General features: G+C 73.0%; 20 protein-coding genes and 1 pseudogene. 9 read left to right on the plus strand and 12 right to left on the minus strand.

The features are described from left to right. Positions 1–32: 32 nt before the first annotated feature. From FQY64_RS03540 to FQY64_RS03550, 3 genes are read right to left on the minus strand one after another with little or no spacing between them, the layout of a single operon-like run. Complete coding sequence (locus FQY64_RS03540; RefSeq protein ID WP_146472335.1) at positions 33–728, minus strand: HAD family hydrolase; 696 nt, start codon at positions 726–728, stop codon at positions 33–35. Next, complete coding sequence (locus tag FQY64_RS03545) at positions 725–1,444, minus strand: pseudouridine synthase (RefSeq protein WP_146472336.1); 720 nt, start codon at positions 1,442–1,444, stop codon at positions 725–727. The genes FQY64_RS03540 and FQY64_RS03545 overlap by 4 nt, the downstream gene beginning before the upstream one ends. After that, positions 1,441–2,475 (minus strand): class I SAM-dependent methyltransferase, encoded by a 1,035-nt coding sequence (locus FQY64_RS03550; RefSeq protein ID WP_146472337.1) that lies wholly within the window; start codon positions 2,473–2,475, stop codon positions 1,441–1,443. Before FQY64_RS03550 ends, FQY64_RS03545 begins: the two co-directional genes overlap by 4 nt. Before the next feature lie 100 nt (positions 2,476–2,575). Here FQY64_RS03550 and FQY64_RS03555 point away from each other — a divergent pair, with 100 nt between their 5' ends. The 3 genes from FQY64_RS03555 (at position 2,576) to pyrC (ending at position 4,673) form a co-directional block, all read left to right on the plus strand. After that, positions 2,576–2,839 carry a hypothetical protein gene (locus tag FQY64_RS03555; protein WP_146472338.1) on the plus strand — a complete coding sequence of 88 codons (264 nt, stop codon included), beginning with the start codon at positions 2,576–2,578 and terminating at the stop codon, positions 2,837–2,839. Between the two features lie 63 nt (positions 2,840–2,902). Then, positions 2,903–3,613, plus strand: a complete 711-nt coding sequence (gene bioD, locus FQY64_RS03560; protein WP_146472339.1) for a dethiobiotin synthase — start codon at positions 2,903–2,905, stop codon at positions 3,611–3,613. A gap of 25 nt (positions 3,614–3,638) precedes the next feature. Beyond that, on the plus strand, positions 3,639–4,673 hold the full coding sequence (gene pyrC / locus FQY64_RS03565) for a dihydroorotase (RefSeq protein ID WP_146472340.1): 1,035 nt from the start codon (positions 3,639–3,641) through the stop codon (positions 4,671–4,673). 12 nt (positions 4,674–4,685) lie between these two features. Here pyrC and FQY64_RS03570 read toward each other — a convergent pair whose 3' ends face one another. The 3 genes from FQY64_RS03570 to FQY64_RS03580 all read right to left on the minus strand — a co-directional run bounded on the left by FQY64_RS03570 (position 4,686) and on the right by FQY64_RS03580 (position 8,818). Further along, positions 4,686–5,399 (minus strand): TorF family putative porin, encoded by a 714-nt coding sequence (locus tag FQY64_RS03570; protein WP_186760838.1) that lies wholly within the window; start codon positions 5,397–5,399, stop codon positions 4,686–4,688. A gap of 171 nt (positions 5,400–5,570) precedes the next feature. Beyond that, positions 5,571–8,093 carry an ABC transporter permease gene (locus tag FQY64_RS03575; protein WP_146472342.1) on the minus strand — a complete coding sequence of 841 codons (2,523 nt, stop codon included), beginning with the start codon at positions 8,091–8,093 and terminating at the stop codon, positions 5,571–5,573. Beyond that, the gene (locus tag FQY64_RS03580; protein ID WP_386112876.1) at positions 8,090–8,818 is read right to left on the minus strand and encodes an ABC transporter ATP-binding protein; all 729 of its coding nucleotides are present in this window, start codon (positions 8,816–8,818) and stop codon (positions 8,090–8,092) included. The genes FQY64_RS03575 and FQY64_RS03580 overlap by 4 nt, the downstream gene beginning before the upstream one ends. Before the next feature lie 47 nt (positions 8,819–8,865). Between FQY64_RS03580 and FQY64_RS03585 the strand changes: the two genes are divergently transcribed. Beyond that, positions 8,866–9,546 carry an arylesterase gene (locus FQY64_RS03585; RefSeq protein ID WP_146472343.1) on the plus strand — a complete coding sequence of 227 codons (681 nt, stop codon included), beginning with the start codon at positions 8,866–8,868 and terminating at the stop codon, positions 9,544–9,546. Between the two features lie 598 nt (positions 9,547–10,144). Then, positions 10,145–10,381, plus strand: coding sequence for a hypothetical protein (locus tag FQY64_RS03590; RefSeq protein ID WP_146472344.1), 237 nt, complete (start codon positions 10,145–10,147; stop codon positions 10,379–10,381). A 314-nt stretch (positions 10,382–10,695) separates the two neighbouring features. Here the strand turns inward: FQY64_RS03590 and FQY64_RS03595 are convergent, their stop codons facing one another. From FQY64_RS03595 to FQY64_RS03605, 3 genes are all read right to left on the minus strand, one after another. Beyond that, positions 10,696–11,070, minus strand: a complete 375-nt coding sequence (locus FQY64_RS03595; protein WP_146472345.1) for a YciI family protein — start codon at positions 11,068–11,070, stop codon at positions 10,696–10,698. 90 nt (positions 11,071–11,160) lie between these two features. Then, positions 11,161–11,700: a DUF3016 domain-containing protein gene (locus FQY64_RS03600; RefSeq protein WP_146472346.1), complete on the minus strand. Its 540-nt coding sequence runs from the start codon at positions 11,698–11,700 to the stop codon at positions 11,161–11,163. After that, a complete protein-coding gene (locus FQY64_RS03605) occupies positions 11,697–11,957 on the minus strand; it encodes a DUF3297 family protein (RefSeq protein WP_146472347.1) in 261 nt (86 codons plus the stop codon). The genes FQY64_RS03600 and FQY64_RS03605 overlap by 4 nt, the downstream gene beginning before the upstream one ends. A 738-nt stretch (positions 11,958–12,695) precedes the next feature. On the opposite strand from FQY64_RS03605, the gene FQY64_RS03610 reads away from it, so the two are divergent. Continuing rightward, positions 12,696–13,034 carry an excalibur calcium-binding domain-containing protein gene (locus tag FQY64_RS03610; RefSeq protein ID WP_146472348.1) on the plus strand — a complete coding sequence of 113 codons (339 nt, stop codon included), beginning with the start codon at positions 12,696–12,698 and terminating at the stop codon, positions 13,032–13,034. 47 nt (positions 13,035–13,081) lie between these two features. After that, positions 13,082–13,774 (plus strand): SIMPL domain-containing protein, encoded by a 693-nt coding sequence (locus FQY64_RS03615; protein WP_186760839.1) that lies wholly within the window; start codon positions 13,082–13,084, stop codon positions 13,772–13,774. Positions 13,775–14,064: 290 nt separating this feature from the next. On the opposite strand, the gene FQY64_RS03620 is transcribed toward FQY64_RS03615, so the two are convergent. The 3 genes from FQY64_RS03620 to FQY64_RS03630 all read right to left on the minus strand — a co-directional run bounded on the left by FQY64_RS03620 (position 14,065) and on the right by FQY64_RS03630 (position 16,725). After that, a complete protein-coding gene (locus FQY64_RS03620) occupies positions 14,065–14,667 on the minus strand; it encodes a hypothetical protein (RefSeq protein ID WP_146472350.1) in 603 nt (200 codons plus the stop codon). A 337-nt stretch (positions 14,668–15,004) separates the two neighbouring features. Further along, entirely contained in the window at positions 15,005–15,469 is a 465-nt protein-coding gene (locus FQY64_RS03625) for a hypothetical protein (RefSeq protein WP_146472351.1), read from the minus strand. 401 nt (positions 15,470–15,870) lie between these two features. After that, entirely contained in the window at positions 15,871–16,725 is an 855-nt protein-coding gene (locus FQY64_RS03630; protein ID WP_146472352.1) for a PA4780 family RIO1-like protein kinase, read from the minus strand. Between the two features lie 120 nt (positions 16,726–16,845). Between FQY64_RS03630 and FQY64_RS03635 the strand changes: the two are divergent. Both FQY64_RS03635 and FQY64_RS15225 read left to right on the plus strand, forming a co-directional pair. Continuing rightward, positions 16,846–17,330, plus strand: a pseudogene (locus tag FQY64_RS03635) (transposase); the annotation flags it as partial. A gap of 20 nt (positions 17,331–17,350) precedes the next feature. Then, a complete protein-coding gene (locus FQY64_RS15225; protein ID WP_425476669.1) occupies positions 17,351–17,536 on the plus strand; it encodes an integrase core domain-containing protein in 186 nt (61 codons plus the stop codon). Positions 17,537–17,584 lie beyond the last annotated feature (48 nt).

Below are 17,584 nucleotides of genomic sequence, written 5' to 3' on the forward strand. Positions count from 1 at the left end.
CGGTGCGCGCCGCGCCGGCCGCGCGCAAGGGCCTAAGGTCGTGCCCCGGCGATGGCGAAGGTGCTCCGCAGCAGCGTCAGCGCCTCGCCCAGATCGCGCGCGACGCGGTGCGCCGCCGCGGGGCCGGGCGCGACCAGATCCGGCACCTGCACCGGCAGCGCGCCCGCGGCCAGCGCCGCGCGCACGCCGGGCAGCGAGTCTTCCAGCACCAGGCAGTCCTGCGGCGCGACGCCGAGCGCGTCGGCCGCGCGCAGGTACACGTCGGGCGCCGGCTTCGGCTGCGCCACCTCGTCGCCGCCCACCAGCGCGTGGAAACGCCCGCGCACGCCGGCCGCGCGCAGCTTGGCCTCGGCGCGCGCGCGCCGCGTCGAGGTCGCGATCGCGCGCGGCAGGCCCTGCGCATCGAGCCAGTCGAGCAGCGCCGTCAGCCCCGTCTTGAGCGGCAATCCGGCCGCGACGCGCTGCTCGTAGAGCGCGTTGGCGCGCCCGATCAGCGCGTCGGCGAGCGCGGCCGACAGCCGCGCGTGCAGCATCGCGTGGCAGGCGGCGTCGTGGATGCCGACCATCGACAGCCAGAACGCATCGTCGAGCCCGGCGTCGAGCTCGTCGTTCGCCTGCCGCCAGCACGCCAGCAGCGCGCGCTCGCTGTCGAGGATCAGGCCGTCCATGTCGAACAGCACCGCGCGCGGCGCGAACGGCAGCGGCGCGTTCGTGCCTGCCGCGATCATGCCGGCGCGCCGCCGACCGGCGCGAACACGCGCGCGATGTCCTCGGCCGCGAGCGCGCGCCACGCGCCCGGCGCGAGCCCGTCGAGCGCAAGCGCGCCGACGCGCGAACGATGCAGCGCCTCGACGTGGTTGCCGAGCGCGGCGAACATGCGCCGCACCTGGTGGTAGCGCCCTTCGGTCAGCACCACGCGCGCGTGGCGCGGGTCGAGCACCTCCAGCCGCGCCGGCGCCAGCGGCTCGGTTTCCGAGCGCAGCATCAGCGTGCCGCTTGCGAACACCTCGCCCTCGTCGCCGCGCAGATCGCGCGCGAGCCGCACCTCGTACACCTTCGCCACCGCGCTCTTCGGCGAGACGATGCGATGCAGCAGCGCGCCGTCGTCGGTCATCAGCAGCAGGCCGCTGGTGTCGCGGTCCAGGCGTCCGACCGTGGACAGCAGCGGCGTGCGCGCGCGGAAGCGCGGCGGCAGCAGGTCGTACACCAGGCGGCCGGCGTCGCGCGTGGAGCAGGTGTAGCCGACCGGTTTGTGCAGCATCAGCGTGAACGGCGCGGGCGGATCGAGCGGTTCGCCGTCCAGGCGCAGGCGCTCGTGGGCGATCTCCTCGTCGGGCGCGAGCGCGCGGCCGCTCTCGTCGGTGATGCGCCCGGCCTCGAACAACGCCAGCACCTGCCGCCGGCTGCCGTAGCCCAGATGCGCGATCCGCTTGGCCAGCCTCATGGCGCGCGCACCGCCTCGATCACCTTGTAGCCGTCCCGCTGCGCCACCGTGCGCACCTGCGCGAAGCCTTCGGCGAGCGCCGCCTCGTACGGCAGGTGCCGGTTCGCCACCAGCCACAGCCGGCCGCGCGGCCGCAGCGCCTGCGCGGCGGCGGCGATGAAACGGCGGCCCAGGTCGGGGCGCGCGTCGCGGTCGTGGGCGTGGAACGGCGGATTGCTGACGATCGCGTCGTAGCCGCGCGGCAGCCCCACGCCGACGTCGTGCCAGTGGAAGCCTAGCGGCACCCGCTGCGCCTGCGCGGCGAGGTTGGTCCGCGCCAGCTCGAGCGCGCGCGCCTCCGCCTCGTACAGATCCAGCCGCGCGATCCGCGGACAGCGCTCAAGCAGCGCCGCGGCGAGATGCCCGTACCCCGCCCCGAGATCGGCCGCCTCGCCGGCGAGATCGGCGGGCAGATGCGCGGCCAGCAGCGCGGAACCGGCATCGAGACGGTCCCACGCGAACACGCCCGGGCGGCTGACGAATCGACCATCGGCGATCGCGCGCGGCGCATCGAGCGCGCGCCAGCCGGCGGCGAGCGCGGGATCGAGCGGCCCGTCCAGCGGCGCGGTCCACGCCACCCGGCATTTGTGTTTGGACAGCACGCTCACCGCGCCCGCGAGCCGCGACAGATCGGCCTCGTGCGTGCGCGCGCCCTCGTCGTTGCGGGCGGCCAGCACCAGCCGGCCGCCGGGCGCGAGGTACCCGAGCGCGGTCGCGAGCAGCGCGCGCGCCTCCTCGCGCTGGCGCGGCGGCAGCAGCAGCACGAGCGGCCACGTGCGCGACGGTTCCGCTTCCGCGCGCACGTCGAAGCCGCCCTCGCGCAGGGCGTCGAACGCCGGCCGGAAGCTCTGCACGCAGATCAGCCCCGGCCATTCGCGCGCCTGCAGCGCGCCCGCACGCGCGCGCAGGAACAGCGCGCCGTCGGCGGGCCAGGATAGCCGGCCCTCGCGGATCGGCAGGAACAGCGCATCGACGGCGGCGTCCGTAGGCATGCGCGCATTGTAGGTGGGCCGCCGCGCGCCGCGCCCTTCATCGCGCTGCCACGACGCCCGCGGCAGCATGACGGCCGTGCACGAACCGGAGGTGAGGAGCATGCGCGCATTGTTCGTGGGCGGCGTGGTCGACAACACCGAGCTGGACATGGACGGCCGCGAGCCGCCGCTGCACTACCCGCCCGAGACCGGCAGCGGCACGCCGCGCTACCGCCTGCGCGCGGTGGGCCACGGCGACGGCGGCGTGCGCTGCGCGATCTACAGCCCGCCGGAGACGGCGCTGGACGATGTGCTGCGGATCGCCGGCGAACGCGACTACGCGCGCCGCTTCGAAGCCCGGCTGCAGCCGCTCGATACGCCCTGAGCGCACCGCGCAAGCCCCGCGCGGGGCTGCGCCCGACGCGCGCGGTCTGCGATCCTTTATGGGATGGAACCGCATCCTTCGTTTGGCCTGTTCGTCACCGGCACCGACACCGGCGTGGGCAAGACCCACGTCGGCACCGCGCTCGCGGCCGCGCTCGCCGCGCGCGGCGTAGACGTGCGCGTGCGCAAGCCGGTGGAATCCGGCTGCGCGCCGCGCGAGGGCGCACTGTTTCCGGCCGACGCCGACGCGCTGCGTCGCGCCGCCGGCGCGCGCGAGCCGCTGCAGAGCGTCTGCCGCTACCGGCTCGCCGCGCCGCTGTCGCCGGAACGCGCGGCCGCGCTGGAGGGCATCGCGCTGGAGCTGGACATGCTCCACCGCGCGTGCGTCGACGCCGTACCGCCGGAGGCGTGCCTGCTGGTGGAAGGCGCCGGCGGGTTCTATTCGCCGATCGCGCGCGGCGCGCTCAACGCCGATCTCGCGGTGCGCCTCGGCCTGCCCGTGCTGCTGGTGACGGCCGACCGCCTCGGCACGATCCATCACACCCTGCTGGCGGCGGAAGCGTTGCGCGCGCGCGGCCTGCGGCTGGCCGCGGTGGTGCTGAACCGCGTCGGCGCCGACGTCGATCGCGAGATGGACAACGCCGGCGAACTGGAGCGCTGGCTCGGCCATGCGGTGCTGCGGTTCCCGCACGGCGGCGATGCCGCGGCGGCGGAGCGCGCGCTGGCGCCGCTGCTGGCCGCGCTCGCGGAGCGACGGCCCGGCGGGGGACAATAGGCGCCCGCTCCGCGCCCGCCGACCGATGACCGCGACCCTCACCCTGCGCCGCCCCGACGACTGGCACGTCCACCTGCGCGACGGCGCGATGCTCGCCCGCGTCCTCCCGGACACCGCGCGCCGGTTCGCCCGCGCGATCGTGATGCCCAACCTGTCGCCGCCGGTGGCGACGGTGGCGGACGCGGCCGCCTACCGCGCGCGCATCCTCGCGGCGCTGCCGGAAGGCATGCGGTTCGAGCCGCTGATGACGCTCTACCTCACCGCGGCCACCACGCCGGAGGAGATCGTGCGCGCGAAGGAGAGCGGCTTCGTGCACGCGGTGAAGTTCTATCCGGCGCACGCCACCACCAACGCCCAGCACGGCGTGTCCGACCTGCGGCAGTGCGCCGCCGTGCTGGAGGCGATGCAGCGGGTGGATCTGCCGCTGCTGATGCACGGCGAGGTGACCGACCCCGACGTCGACGTGTTCGACCGCGAGGCGGTGTTCGTCGAGCGCCATCTGGCGCCGCTGGTGCGCGCCTTCCCGGCGCTGCGCGTGGTGCTGGAGCACATCACCACCCAGGCGGCCGCCGAGTTCGTCGCCGCCGCGCCCGCCAACGTCGCCGCGACGATCACCGCCCATCACCTGCTGCTCAACCGCAACGCGATCTTCCAGGGCGGCCTGCGTCCGCATCACTACTGCCTGCCGGTGCTCAAGCGCGAGCGCCACCGCCAGGCGCTGCTGGCCGCCGCCACCGGCGGCGATCCGAAGTTCTTCCTCGGCACCGACAGCGCGCCGCACCCGCGTCACGCCAAGGAGTCCGCCTGCGGCTGCGCCGGCCTGTACACCGCGCACGCGGCGATCGAGCTGTACGCGGAAGCGTTCGAGGCCGCCGGCGCGCTCGACCGGCTGGAAGGTTTCGCCAGCCTGCACGGCCCCGCGTTCTACCGGCTGCCGCCGAACGCCGAGACCATCACGCTGGAACGCGCGCCGTGGACGGTGCCCGCGCAGTACGAGGGCGAGGGCGGCGCGCTGGTGCCGATGCGCGCCGGCGGCGAGATCGCCTGGCGCCTGCGCTGAGCGCGGCGGCGCTCAGAACTCCAGCACCGCCTCCGCCGCCAGGCGCGAGCCCGCCAGCTCCGGGAACAGCCGGCGCGCGGCGTCGTCGGTGTGGTGGCCGGTCAGGCGCAGTTCGACGTTGCCGCCGTCGCTCCAGACCACGCCGATCTGCGCGTGCGAGTACGCCTCGCCGAGCACGTTGTCGAGCCGGTAGCGGCCGACCGCGCCCTCCACGCGCCAGCGCTCGCCGATCGGCACGCGCACGCCGACCTGGCCGTACTCGGCGCGTTCGCCGGCGTTGAAGGTGTCCGGCGAGTAGCCGACGCTGACCCAGGCGCGATCGCGCCAGGTCGCGGTCGCGGCCCACTCGGCATAGGCGAGCTCGCGCGCGTTGGCGTAGGTGTAGCGTGTCAGGCAGACGTCGATCGTCCAGTCCTCGCCCAGCGCACCGCTCCAGCCGAGGCCGTAGTCCAGTTCGGTATGCACCTGCGGCATGTCGTCGAACTCGACGCTGGAGCCCCACACCAACGCGTAGAAGCCGCCCTTCAGTCCGGCGGTCACGCCGGCCTGCACCGCCGCGCGTCCGCCGGTCTGCGACACGCCACGGAACACGTAGTCCGACACCAGCGCGGTGGAGCCCCCCAGCTCGACCGCACGCGCCTGGAATCCCAGCGCCAGCAACGCGAGCGCCGCCGCGTGCCGCAATGCCGTGCGCCAACGCACCTCGCCCGTCGATTTCGCACCCACCGCCATTCGTCCGTTCCCCTGCGGACCGCGCCGGTCCATGTCTCCGGTAACGGCCGCAGCGGCACGGGATTGAGCGCGGGCGCGGTCAGCTTCCTGAGCGTGCGCGCACGCCGCTCACGGCCGGCGTGTCCGGTCGGGAGGGGATGGGTCCGGAGCCGCGCGCGGCGCGGCTCAGGACAGCGCGCGCAGGGTGACGGACGGCGGCGTGTCGAGCACGCGACGCGTCGCCCACAGCCCGGCCAGCAGCGCCGCGACCGTGCCGACCGCCGCGCCGGTCGCGGCCATCGCCAGGTCCGGCTGCCACGGGATGTCGAACACGCGGGTGGCGATCACGCCCGCCAGCACCGAGGCGGCGATCGCCGCCACCAGTCCCGCCAGCAGACCGATCGCGGCGAACTCGGAGGCCTGCGCCAGCCGCAACTGACGCCGGCTGCCGCCCAGCACGCGCATCACGCCGCCCTCCAGCAGGCGCTCGTCCTGGCTGGCGCTGACCGCCGCCAGCAGCACCAGCACGCCCGCCGCCAGCGCGAACCAGAACACCACCTGCACCACCGTGCGCACCTGGTCGGCGGTGGCGCGCACCTGCTTCAACACCGCCTCCACGTCGATCACCGTCAGGTTGGGGAAGCGCTGGACGAGCGCCGCGGTGAAGCGCGCATCGGAGGGCGGCACGTGCACCGCGGTGATCCAGCTCGCCGCCTGGCCGTCCAGCGCGCCGGGCGAGGCCAGCACGAAGAAGTTCGGCCGGAAACTTTCCCAGTCGACCTTGCGCAGGCTGGTGATGGTGCCTTCGAAGCGGCTGCCGGCGATGTCGAACGCGACGCGGTCGCCGAGCTTCCAGCCGAGCGTTTCGGCGAACTCCACCTCCACCGACAGCTCCGGCCGCGCCGGCCGCGCCGCGCCCCAGAAGCGGCCGGCGACCACCTCGTTGTCCTCGCGCAGGGCCTGCGCCGTGGACAGGTTGAACTCGCGCTCGGCGAGCCGCCGCGCGCGACGGCCGGCGTCGTCCTCGCCGCGCGCCGCGTAGGTGCGGCCATCGACCGCGCGGCCGTTGTGCGCCACCAGCCGCGCGCGGATCATCGGGAACAGCGTCGGCGCGTCGAGCCCGCGCGCGGCGATGAACTCGCGCACCTCGGCGACCTGGTCGTCCTGCACGTTGACGATGAAGCGGTTGGGCGCGCGCTCGGCGAGCGAGAGCTGCCAGCGGTCGAGCAGATCGCCGTGGACGAAAGTGAGCAGCAGCAGCGCCATCAGACCGAGCCCCAGCGCCGCCACCTGCGCGATGCTGGTGCCCGCGCGCCGGCTGACGTTGGCGAGCCCGTAGCGCAGACTGCCGCGCAGGCGCGAACGCACGCGGCGCACGCCGACGATCAGCGCCCACGCCAGCAGCGCGAGCGCGCCGAGCGTGGCGGCGATGCCGAGCAGCATCGCCAGCGCCAGCGTCGCCGAGCCCGCCTGCCACCACAGCAGCGCCGCCAGCCCGCCCAGGCCGGCGAGCAGCACGATCCACGCGCTCGGCTCGGTCGAGTCCAGATCGTTGCGCAGCACGCGCAGCGCCGGCACGCGCCGCAGCGCCAGCACCGGCGGCGCGCCGAACGCCAGCAGCACCACCAGACCGACCGCCAGCCCCTGCAACGCGGGCGCCCCGCCGGCGGCGGGAATGGCGATCGCCAGCTCGCGCGCCAGCCACGCGCCCACGCCCCACTGCAACGCCCACGCCAACGCCACGCCGAGCGCGCTCGCCGCAAGGCCCAGCAGCACCAGCTCGCCGAGATGGATCGCCACCAGCGTCTTCTGCGCCGCGCCCAGGCAGCGCATCACCGCCGCGCCCGCCAGGTGGCGCGCGCTGTGCCGGCGCGCGGCCATCGCCACCGCCACCGCCGCCAGCACCACCGACACCAGCGCGGCCAGCCCGAGGAAACGTCCGGCGCGGTCGAGCGCCGAGCGGATCTCCGGCCGCGCATCGCCGATCGTCTCCAGCCGCTGGCCGCGGCCGAGGTGCGCCTTCGCCACCGCGGTGAAGCGCTCGACCGCATCGGCGCTGCCTGCGACCACCAGCCGATGGCGGATGCGGCTGCCCGGCTGCACCAGTCCCGTGCGCGGCAGATCGGCGGCATTGAGGAACACGCGCGGGGCGACGTTGAAGTAGTCCATCGCCGCGTCCGGCTCCTGCACCACCAGTGCGGCCAGCCGCAGGTTCGCCTCGCCGATGCCGATCGCATCGCCCACGCGCGCACCGAGCTGCTCGGCGCCGGCGCGGCTGAGCCAGAGCGTGCCCGCCTCCGGCACTCCGGCGGCGTCGCGCTCGCGGCCCTGCGCATCGACGATGCGGAAGCGCCCGCGCAGCGGAAAGCCGGCCCCGAGCGCGCGCAGCTCGCCGAGCTGCAGGCGCGCGGCTTCGCCTTCGCCGACGCGAATCATGCTCGGCATTTCACGCGTCTCCGCCATGCGCAGCCCGGGCGCCGAGGCCGCTTCGCGGATGCGGCCGCGGATCGGCGCGTCCGCGCTGACGAGTGCGTCGCCGCCGAGCAGGCGGTTCGCCTCCATCTGCAGCGCGCGTTCGGCGCGGTCGGTGACGAAGCCGACCGCGCTCACCGCGAGCACGGCCAGCACCAGCGCGGCGATCAGGATGCGGATCTCGCCCGCGGCCAGGTCGCGCCGCAGTTGCCGCCAGGCGAGCGCCAGCGCCCTCATGCCGCGGCCGCCAGCCGGCCGCCGTCGAGCCGCACGTGCCGCCTGCAGCGCGAGGCGAGCGCCTCGTCGTGGGTCACCAGCACCAGCGTGGTGCCGGCCTCGGCGTTCAGCGCGAACAGCAGCTCGATGATCGCCGCGCCGGTGCGGGTGTCGAGGTTGCCGGTCGGCTCGTCGGCGAACAGCAGCGCAGGACGCGTCACGAATGCGCGCGCCAGCGCCACCCGCTGCTGCTCGCCACCGGAAAGCTGGCGCGGGTAATGGCCGAGCCGCTCGCCCAGCCCGACCTTGCGCAGGATCTCGCGCGCGGGCGTCTGCGCATCGCGGTCGCCGCGCAGCTCCAGCGGCAGCATCACGTTCTCCAGCGCGGTCAGCGACGGCAGCAACTGGAAGCTCTGGAACACGAAGCCGACCTTCTCGCCGCGCACGCGCGCGCGGCCGTCCTCGTCGAGCGTGGACAGCGGCGCGCCGTCCAGCAGCACGCGGCCGCTGCTGGGCACGTCGAGCCCGGCCATCAGCGACAGCAGCGTGCTCTTGCCCGAGCCGGAGGCGCCGACCACCGCCACCGTGTCGCCGGGCGCGATCGCGAAGCTGACGTCCTCGAGGATGGTGAGCTCGCCCGACGGCAGCCGCACGCGCTTGCCGAGCCGCTCGACCTCCAGCGCCGGCACGAGGTGGGCGCCCGGGGCGCGGGCTTCAGACTGCGGTGCGGCGGAATCGGCCATCATCGGTCCCATCGTTGAGCCCGCGGACGCGGAGCGGAGGAGTCGTCGACATGAGTGCCCGATATTTGGCGAACCGGACGGGGCTTCAATGGGCCATTGGTTGGCTGCTGGCCGCGATGCTGGTCGCGCTCGCGGTTCCCGTTCAGGCGCAGAGCGCGCGCGCCAAGCCCGCCCCCGCGCCGGCGCGCACCGTGCTGGTGATGGGCGATTCGCTCTCGGCCGCCTACGGCCTGCCGGCGCGCCAGGGCTGGGTCGCCCTGACCGCCGAACGCATCGCCCGCCAGCACCCGGGCTGGAAGGTGGTCAACGCCAGCGTCAGCGGCGAGACCACCGCCGGCGGACGCTCGCGCATCGCGCGCGAACTGCAGCGGCATCGCCCGGCGCTGGTGGTGATCGCGCTCGGCGCCAACGACGGCCTGCGCGGCCTGCCGCTGGCGCAGATGAAGGCCAATCTGGAGGCGATGGTGCGCGCGGCGAAGGGCTCCGGCGCGCGCGTGCTGCTGCTCGGCATGCGGCTGCCGCCCAACTACGGCCGGGCGTACGCGCAGGGCTTCGAGGAGGTCTACCGCCAGGTCGCCCGCCAGCACGAGGTGCCGCTGCTGCCGTTCCTGCTGGAGCCGATCGCCCTGAACCGCGACGCCTTCCAGTCCGACAACCTGCACCCCACCGCCGCCGTGCAGCCCCGCCTGCGCGACCACGTGTGGACGGCGCTCGGGCCGATGCTGAGGTGAGGGTCGGGGTGCGGGATTGAGGGGCGGGGAACGGGGAACGGGAACGGGGAACCGGGCACCGGAGCCGGGATTCCCCCTCCCCTGCTTGCAGGGGAGGGTTGGGGAGGGGTTGACCGGTCACGCGACGAACCGACCCACGCAACCCCCTCCGACCTCCCCCTGCCTTCGCAGGGGGGAGCACACGCCCCCGCCGACAGGAACGCACATCCCCCCTCCCCTGCTTGCAGGGGAGGGTTGGGGAGGGGTTGACCGGTCACCCGACGAAACGTCCCCACGCAACCCCCTCCCAACCTCCCCCTGCCTTCGCAGGGGGAGGAGTACACGCCCCCGCCGCAAGTGGGCACCCCGTTCCCCTCCCCTGCTTGCAGGGGAGGATTGGGGAGGGGTTGACCGGTCACCCGACGAAACGCGCCATGCACCCTCGCGACCTCCCTGCCTTCGCAGGGGGAGGCGTGCCCGCACGCCTCATCCGTTCGCTCCCGCCCACGCGCCGCTCGTCGGCAGGCGTGCCGGTTGTCGGAAAAACCTCGGGAAATCAGCGACACCGTCACGTGAACGCAGTAATTTCGGACAGGGGCGGTTCAGGGAGTCGCGTGTCATGGAAGCGGGTCGTGCACGCCGCGCGCTCACGCGCGAGGCGGAGGAGCTGGCAGCGCTGTACGGCGCCGAGGCGCGGCGCCTGTTCTGCGAGCACAGTTGGGAGCAGCTCGAACCCACACTGGCGGAAGGCTGGCGCCGTATCCGCGGCGGCCATGCGCTCGACTGGCCGCAAGTCCGCCCCCGCGTCCACGCCGCCTGGCTCGCCGCCCGCGGCGTCGAACGCCGCTGCGGTTGAAGCAGGTTCCACCCCGCATCGCGCACGAATCCTCGGCCGTCATCCCCCGCGCAAGCGGAGATCATGGACGTTGACTGGAACCCTACGAACGTCCATGGGTTCCGGCCCTCGCGGGAACGACGAAGCGGGGGACCGCACCTTCCATACCCCATCCGCGCAGCGCGCGATATGGGCTCTCTCACCCGTCATCCCGCGCAAGCGGGAATCCATGGCCGTCTGTTGCAACCCGCCGCGAAACGCCCATGGGTTTCGCTTACTCGGGAACGACGAGGCCGGCATCCGCACCTTCCCGCGCCGTCGCGCGGGGGGCGGGCTTACGCGCCTACCCGTCGCCGTACCGCGTCGATGTCGCGCACCGGGCGCACTTCGATGCTGCCGAAGCGCGACCACGGGAAGCCCTCGGCGATCCGCACCGCCTCCTCCAGGCTGTCGGCCTCCAGCAGGTTGAAGCCGGCGAGCACTTCCTTGGTCTCCGCGAACGGGCCGTCGTACACGCGCGTCCGGCCGTCGCGGTGGCGGATCGAGCGCGCGGTGCGCGGCGGTTCGAGCTGCTGGCTGGCGAGCAGACGGCCCTCGCACGCCAGCTCGTCGGCGTGCTGCAGGCAGCCGCGCATCAGGCGGTCGAACTCCTCCTGCGGAAGCGCTTCCAGCAGCGCTTCATCGATGTAGACCAGCATCAGGAACTTCATGCGCACGCCCTCGGTCCTTGCGAGCGGCGAGCATAGCGGCGCGCCGTCGGCACGGCACGGGACTTTTCGCGCATCCGGAGGCTCGGCGCTTCAGCGCGGCAGCTCGCGCGCCAGCCAGTCGTCGAGCAGCCGCTTCTCGAAACGCAGCGGATCGCCGCCGGAGGCGCCGTGCAGCAGATAGCCCGGATCGCGCAGTCGCCGCGTGCCTTCGGCGCGCACGCGACCGTCGGCGTCGAGGCGGCGGAACGAGAGCTCGATCGCCGGCGGATACACGTCGCGGTAGATCCGCACGTCGCCGAGCGCGGGATCGGGTGCGGCCTCGTACTCGCCGGCGCGGGCGATGTCGACCAGCACCACCTCCAGCCGCTCGCCCGTCGGCAGCCGCGCCTGCGCGCGCTGGCGCAGGTGGCGGGCCAGCTCGGCCACCCAGTCGCCGCGCCGGGCCATCGCGCGGTTGCGACTGCGACGGATTTCGGTGAAGCCGGCGGGGTCGTGCCAGCTCACCTGCACCGGCCCCTCGGCCGGCAGCGCGCGCGGCGCGCCGGGATCGGTGACGTTGCGCACCGCCCACGCCGGCGCCGCCAGCAGCAGCGCGGCGACCAGCGCAAAAGCGGCGCGACGCACGCTCATTCGGACGCCGCTTCCGTGGCGGGCAGGCGGAAATACGGCTCGACCTTGCCCTTGATCTTCATCGTCATCGGATTGCCGCGACGATCCAGCGCGCGCCCCACCTGCACGCGGATCCAGCCCTCGCTGACGCAGTACTCCTCGACGTTGTGGCGCTCCTCGCCGTTGAAGCGCACACCCACGCCGCGGGCCAGCGCGTCGGCATCGTGGAAGGGGCTGCGCGGATCGACGGCGAGACGGTCGGGAGGCGTGTCGGACATGGCATTTCGAAACGAAAGTCGGGATGCGCGAGAGGATACCCCTCGCCCCGCGTTGCGGCGATCGCCGTCCTCGTGCACACCCGCGCCGTAAACGCGGCCGGAGAGGGTTGGGGGGTACGTGGTGGGCGTGTGCCTCGGTGACTGGATAACCCCCTCCCGACCTCCCCCTGCCTTCGCAGGGGGAGGAGCACACGCCCCCGCGGACAGGAACGCACCCCCCCCTCCCCTGCGTGCAGGGGAGGGTTGGGGAGGGGTTGACCGGTTACCCGACGAACCGCCCCCGCGCAACCCCCTCCCGACCTCCTCCTGCCTTCGCAGGGGGAGGAGCGCACGCCCCCGCCGACAGGAACGCACCCCCCCTCCCCTGCGTGCAGGGGAGGGTTGGGGAGGGGTTGACCGGTCACGCGACGAACCGCGCCCACGCAACCCCCTCCCGACCTCCCCCTGCCTTCGCAGGGGGAGGAGCACACGCCCCCGCCGACAGGAACGCACATCCCCCCTCCCCTGCGTGCAGGGGAGGGTTGGGGAGGGGTTGACCGGTCACCCGACGAACCGCGCCCACGCAACCCCCTCCCGACCTCCCCCTGCCTTCGCAGGGGGAGGAGTACACGCCCGCGTCGCAAGCGTGGAGGGTGAGCCGCGCCTGCCTGCGCAGCGAGATCGGAGACCCCGCCCGCACTGGGCATCGGCCCCGCCCGGTGCTAGCGTCGCCCCATCGCATCGGACGAGGGGGCGTCCATGCCGAAGGACTGGCGCAGTGCCGCCGCCGTGCTGCTGCTGATGCCGGCTGGCGCCATCGCCCACGGCGGCGGCCTCAACGCCGAGGGCTGTCACCACGACCGCAAGCGCGGCGGCTACCACTGCCACCGCGGCCCCGCCGCGCCCGCCCCGCAGCGCCTCGCCCCCGCCCGGCGCCTCGCACCGGCCCGCGCCGACGCGCACGAGCGCGACGCGGCGCGCGTGTACTACCCCAACTGCGCCGCCGCCCGCGCCGCCGGCGCCGCCCCGGTCCGCCGCGGCGACCCCGGCTACGCCCCGCACCTGGACCGCGACGACGACGGCATCGGCTGCGAGTAACCCCACCGTCCCGACCTATGGAGAAACGACGACCCATGCGTGCACTGATGCTGTCTCTCCTGCTTCTGGCCCCGCCCTGCTTCGCCGGAACTCCGCTGCCCGACGCCCCGCATGTCGTCACCCAGGGCGAGGGCCAGGCCAGTGCCACACCCGACCGCGCACGCGTCACACTGAGCGCGCAGTACCGCCATGCCCATGCTGCCGTCGCCAAGCAGTCGGTGGACCGCAGCGTGAACGCCTTTCTGGAACTTGCGCCCCGCTTCGGCCTGACGCCGCAGGACGTCACCGCCTCGGATGTCTCGGTCTCGGAGGACATCGAGTACGACGACCGCAATCGCCGTATCCCCAAGGGCTATGCCGCCAACCGCTCGGTCACGGTGACTCTGCACGCGCTCGACCGCCTCGGCGAATTCCTCGATGCCGCACTCGCCGCGGGCCTGACCGGGATCGACAACGTCGCCTTCGAATCCAGCCGCGAGCCCGAACTGCGCCGCCAGGCGCGCGACAAGGCCATCGCCGATGCCCGCGAGAAAGCCAACGGCCTCGCCACCGCCTTCGGCGCCGCGCTCGGCCCGGTGTACAGCATCAATAGCCTCCGCTCGGGCTTCGACGACGGCTATGGCGCCACGACGCTCGACCGCGTCGAAGTCACCGGCAGTCGCCTGCGGCGCCCCGCCTACCTGCAACCGACCGTCGAGTACACCGAGCGCGTGTCGGCGGTGTTCGAGCTGAAGCGGTGACTGCTTTGGAAGCGACGGAAAGCCCCGGCCACGCTTTCGCTCACACCCCGGCTACGGCAGGGCGGCCGGCATCGAGATGCCGCACTCGCGCGTCGTCGCGCTGGTCGCGCAGGGTCACCGTGGAGGTTCATCCACGCGATTGCGTCGACAGCGCATCACCCGGCACGTCTGCCAGGCGCGCGCGTTTTGCGTAGCCCGGGTAAGGGCAACGCCCGCACCCCCTCGAAACCCCGGGTGCGCTTCGCTACCCGGGCTACGCTGGCCACAAGGCAAGGGGCCAGGCCGACGAGCTACTGCATCAACGCCTGCCGCACCTCCGGCGGCAGCACGAGCGTTGCGGCGAACTGGGCGGCATGCTCGTTGAGCACCCGGCATGCGTCGGCGGCGGAGCCCTGGATGCCCTTGGCGGTGTCCTGCATGTCCTGCGCCACGGTGACGCCGAGCTGGTCGCGCATCAGCGGATAGAGCGTTTCCGGATCGGTGCCGTTGCGCAGGAGAAGCGCGCGCGCGCGATCGCGTTCCGCTGCATGCACCGCATCGAAGGCCTTCGCGAACGGCGCCAGATCCACCCCGTGACTACGGCAGTACTCGGGCCGCGCACGCGTATTGACGAAGTAGAACCCGTAGAACAGCGAGGCCGCCGTCAGCGCGCGCTTGTCGCCGGTTTGCTGCGCGAGCTGGGCGGAGGCGCGCTCGGCAGCCACCGCCTGCAACGCTTCGGACTTGGCCAGGTTCGGATGGCGTTTGTCGGCTTCCGTCCGCAGCGTGTCCATCTCCGCCGCCATCGCCTCTTTCACCTCCTGCGGATCGGCGGGACGATCCTGCAACGCCTTGAGCACGACCATCGCGACCGCGATGGCCACCAGGCCAGCGAGCACTTTCCCCAGCGTCATGAGACCACTCCCCCTGTCGAGGGTTGCAGTCTAACGCTCGAGCCCCCGCGACATTCCTTTCAGACGGGCGAATGTCGCGTGTCGTGGGCGGGCGCCACGAACGCCTCGCGTTGTGCTGCTGTGCGCTCCAGGTGATACAGGTAATACGGGCGATCCGGCGACTCGGCCACGGGCGTGCCGAGCGCGCGGCGTCGCCAGTATCCGCTCCGCCTCCGGCAAAATGCGCCTACGGCCGCGACGGCCCCCGTGCGATGGCGGGAGCCAAGACCCGGCACTTCGCAGGCGTCCGCCCCCCGCACCGACCGAGCTGTCGATCCGCCACGGATCGAATACTCGCTCAGCGTGTGCGCTCGGCCTGGTGCTGCGAGCGATACGAGGAAGGCCGCTTCTGCGCCATCATCGGAAACGTCGCGCCGCTGTGGTAGGTCACGGTCCCGCACATGAAGTCGCCCTTGGCCGAAAGCCTGCCGTCGAACGTGACATCGCCCTCGGCGGAAGCGACCACCATCCGGATGCGGTTGCCGGTCAGCGTGATCGAGCGCAGGACCACCGGCGCGGTCCGCACGGGCACCAGCGCGCCGCCGTACTCGGCGCCGACGAAGCCGATGGACATGACGCCGAAGCTGGGCGCTCCCTGGGGAACCATGAGGAAATCCCAATTGCCGTGCAGGTTCGGAGCCTCGCCGCCCGTCTCCTCCGCGCCGGCGTCGCAGGTCATGGCGACCGAAGCCGCCGGCGGTGTCGCAATGGCTTCAGGCGCGGCGAAGGCGGCGGCCAGGGCCAGCAGGATCGAGCGTTTCATCTTCATTCTCCGGGTCGGACAGGCGTTGAGTGGGTCGGCGCGCGTCGCGCGGTGCCCGGACGCCGGCGGCATGGGGCATGCCAGTGTCGAACACGAACGCCCCGCCGCCACCTGCCAAAAGGGGGTCACTTCCGGCCGCACGCGCACGGCGCGCCGCGCCGTTGCGCCCCGGCCTACGGCGCGTCGCCCGCCGAAGCCATCAGCGACGAAGAACCGCGGTTATGTGCGTCTGCCTTCAGCAGCAACGCTGCGTACGGAGGCGACGACGACCGCGCAACGGTATCGGCGTCGTTCGAACTGAAGCGTTGAGGCCTGCGCGGCGCAAGGCCCCGGGTGCGCTGCGCTTACCCGGGCTACGCCGGCTGCGAGCAGGCCGCGCCGCGGTCCGCCGATGGATGGGCTCAATCCTCGTCCTGCGCCTCGCGCCCTTGCTGGCGGATCAGCGCGAGTTCGCGCGCGTCGTTGATCGCATCGCGCACGCTGTCGAGATCGACGTCGCGCTCGTCGGGCGTGAACTCACCGCTGAGCTCGGTGTCCGGCTGCAGCGCGCCGGCTTCGAACAGCGCCCACATCTCCTCGCCGAACCACGTGTCGAGCAGGTCCGGCGCCCAGCGGCCGAGGCTGGCGGTGAGGTTGTTGACGTCGCGCAGCAGCATCGTGCGCGCGGCGTTGTTGCCCGCGGCGCTCACCACCTGGGGAAAGTCGATCACCACCGGGCCGTCGGGGCCGACGAGCACGTTGTATTCCGACAGGTCGCCGTGGATGAGGCCGCTGCACAGCATCCGCACCACGTCGCGTACCAGCACGCGGTGGAATGCGCGCGCCTGCGCCTCGGTGAGCTCGACTTCGCCCAGGCGCGGTGCGGAATGGCCGTCCGCATCGGTGACCAGCTCCATCACCAGCACGCCGTGGAAGTAGCCGTACGGTTCCGGCACGCGCACGCCGGCGGCGCGCAGTTGGTACAGCGCGTCCACCTCGGTGTTCTTCCATTCGGCTTCCTGCTGCTTGCGGCCGTAGCGCGTGGCCTTGCCGATCGCACGCGCCTCGCGGCTGCCGCGCACCTTGCGCCCTTCCTGGTACTGCACGCGCTGCTTGAAGCTGCGCTGCGCCATGTCCTTGTAAACCTTCGCGCAACGCACCTCGTCGCCCGCGCGCACCACGTACACGGCCGCTTCCTTGCCGCTCTTGAGCGGGCGCACCACCGCGTCGATCACGCCGTCGTCGATCAGCGGCTGCAGGGTTTCGGGGGTCTTCACGGCATCCGGGCGGGCATCGACGAAGCCGCCGACGGGCGTGCAGTGTCGCAGGGATGACCTGCCCCCGCTGAGCCGTACCACTCGAAGCTAGGTAGAGTCCGTCGCCAAGAGAGGACGGACATGCGCAAGAGTCGCTTCACCACGGAACAGATCATTGGCTTTCTCAAGCAGGCCGAAGCCGGCATGGCGGTATCGGAGTTGGGCCGGCAGCACGGCTTCAGCCCGGCCAGCTTCTACGCCTGGCGCGCCAAGTACGGCGGCATGGAAGCGGAGGACGCCAAGCGCCTGAAGGAGCTCGAGTCCGAGAACGCGCGGCTCAAGCGGTTGCTGGCCGAAGCGCATCTGGACATCGAGGCGCTGAAGGTCGGCTTTGGGGTAAAACGCTAGCCCCGCAACGCAAGCGCGAGGCGGTCCGTCGCATGCTCGAAGCCACGGCAGTGAGCGAGCGACGGGCCTGCCGCCTTGCGGGGCTGTCCCGCGATGCGTTCCGCCACCCGCCCGGGCAGGCGCCTGCGACGCAGGCGCTGTCGGCGCGGATCATCGAGCTGGCGCAGGTGCGCCGCAGGTTCGGCTACCGCCGCCTGCACGACCTGCTGCGTCCGGAGTACCGTTCCGGGACGAGTGCTTGAACGAACACTGGTTCACTTCACTTGCCCAGGCCCGCAACGTCATCGCCGAGTGGCGCCGGGACTACAACGAGGTTCGACCACACAGCAGCTGCGGACGCATCCCACCCGCCCAATTCGCTGCCAATCACCGCACCCAAACCCACCAGGCCGAAGTACCCTTCAACCCCGGGCTCTCCCAGTAACTGGTGGTACGGCTACTGGGGGCAGGTCAGCATGTTTCTCTCCGAAAG

This window comes from Vulcaniibacterium thermophilum, assembly GCF_007923255.1.
GTDB lineage: Bacteria > Pseudomonadota > Gammaproteobacteria > Xanthomonadales > Xanthomonadaceae > Lysobacter_F > Lysobacter_F thermophilum.

Bases quoted from the DNA above. Each gene is read 5' to 3' on its own strand.
- FQY64_RS03540 (WP_146472335.1), bottom strand. From the start codon at position 728: ATGATCGCGGCAGGCACGAACGCGCCGCTGCCGTTCGCGCCGCGCGCG.
- FQY64_RS03545 (WP_146472336.1), bottom strand. From the start codon at position 1,444: ATGAGGCTGGCCAAGCGGATCGCGCATCTGGGCTACGGCAGCCGGCGG.
- FQY64_RS03550 (WP_146472337.1), bottom strand. From the start codon at position 2,475: ATGCCTACGGACGCCGCCGTCGATGCGCTGTTCCTGCCGATCCGCGAG.
- FQY64_RS03555 (WP_146472338.1), top strand. From the start codon at position 2,576: ATGCGCGCATTGTTCGTGGGCGGCGTGGTCGACAACACCGAGCTGGAC.
- bioD (WP_146472339.1), top strand. From the start codon at position 2,903: ATGGAACCGCATCCTTCGTTTGGCCTGTTCGTCACCGGCACCGACACC.
- pyrC (WP_146472340.1), top strand. From the start codon at position 3,639: ATGACCGCGACCCTCACCCTGCGCCGCCCCGACGACTGGCACGTCCAC.
- FQY64_RS03575 (WP_146472342.1), bottom strand. From the start codon at position 8,093: ATGAGGGCGCTGGCGCTCGCCTGGCGGCAACTGCGGCGCGACCTGGCC.
- FQY64_RS03580 (WP_386112876.1), bottom strand. From the start codon at position 8,818: ATGATGGCCGATTCCGCCGCACCGCAGTCTGAAGCCCGCGCCCCGGGC.
- FQY64_RS03585 (WP_146472343.1), top strand. From the start codon at position 8,866: ATGAGTGCCCGATATTTGGCGAACCGGACGGGGCTTCAATGGGCCATT.
- FQY64_RS03590 (WP_146472344.1), top strand. From the start codon at position 10,145: ATGGAAGCGGGTCGTGCACGCCGCGCGCTCACGCGCGAGGCGGAGGAG.
- FQY64_RS03595 (WP_146472345.1), bottom strand. From the start codon at position 11,070: ATGAAGTTCCTGATGCTGGTCTACATCGATGAAGCGCTGCTGGAAGCG.
- FQY64_RS03600 (WP_146472346.1), bottom strand. From the start codon at position 11,700: ATGAGCGTGCGTCGCGCCGCTTTTGCGCTGGTCGCCGCGCTGCTGCTG.
- FQY64_RS03605 (WP_146472347.1), bottom strand. From the start codon at position 11,957: ATGTCCGACACGCCTCCCGACCGTCTCGCCGTCGATCCGCGCAGCCCC.
- FQY64_RS03610 (WP_146472348.1), top strand. From the start codon at position 12,696: ATGCCGAAGGACTGGCGCAGTGCCGCCGCCGTGCTGCTGCTGATGCCG.
- FQY64_RS03615 (WP_186760839.1), top strand. From the start codon at position 13,082: ATGCTGTCTCTCCTGCTTCTGGCCCCGCCCTGCTTCGCCGGAACTCCG.
- FQY64_RS03620 (WP_146472350.1), bottom strand. From the start codon at position 14,667: ATGACGCTGGGGAAAGTGCTCGCTGGCCTGGTGGCCATCGCGGTCGCG.
- FQY64_RS03625 (WP_146472351.1), bottom strand. From the start codon at position 15,469: ATGAAACGCTCGATCCTGCTGGCCCTGGCCGCCGCCTTCGCCGCGCCT.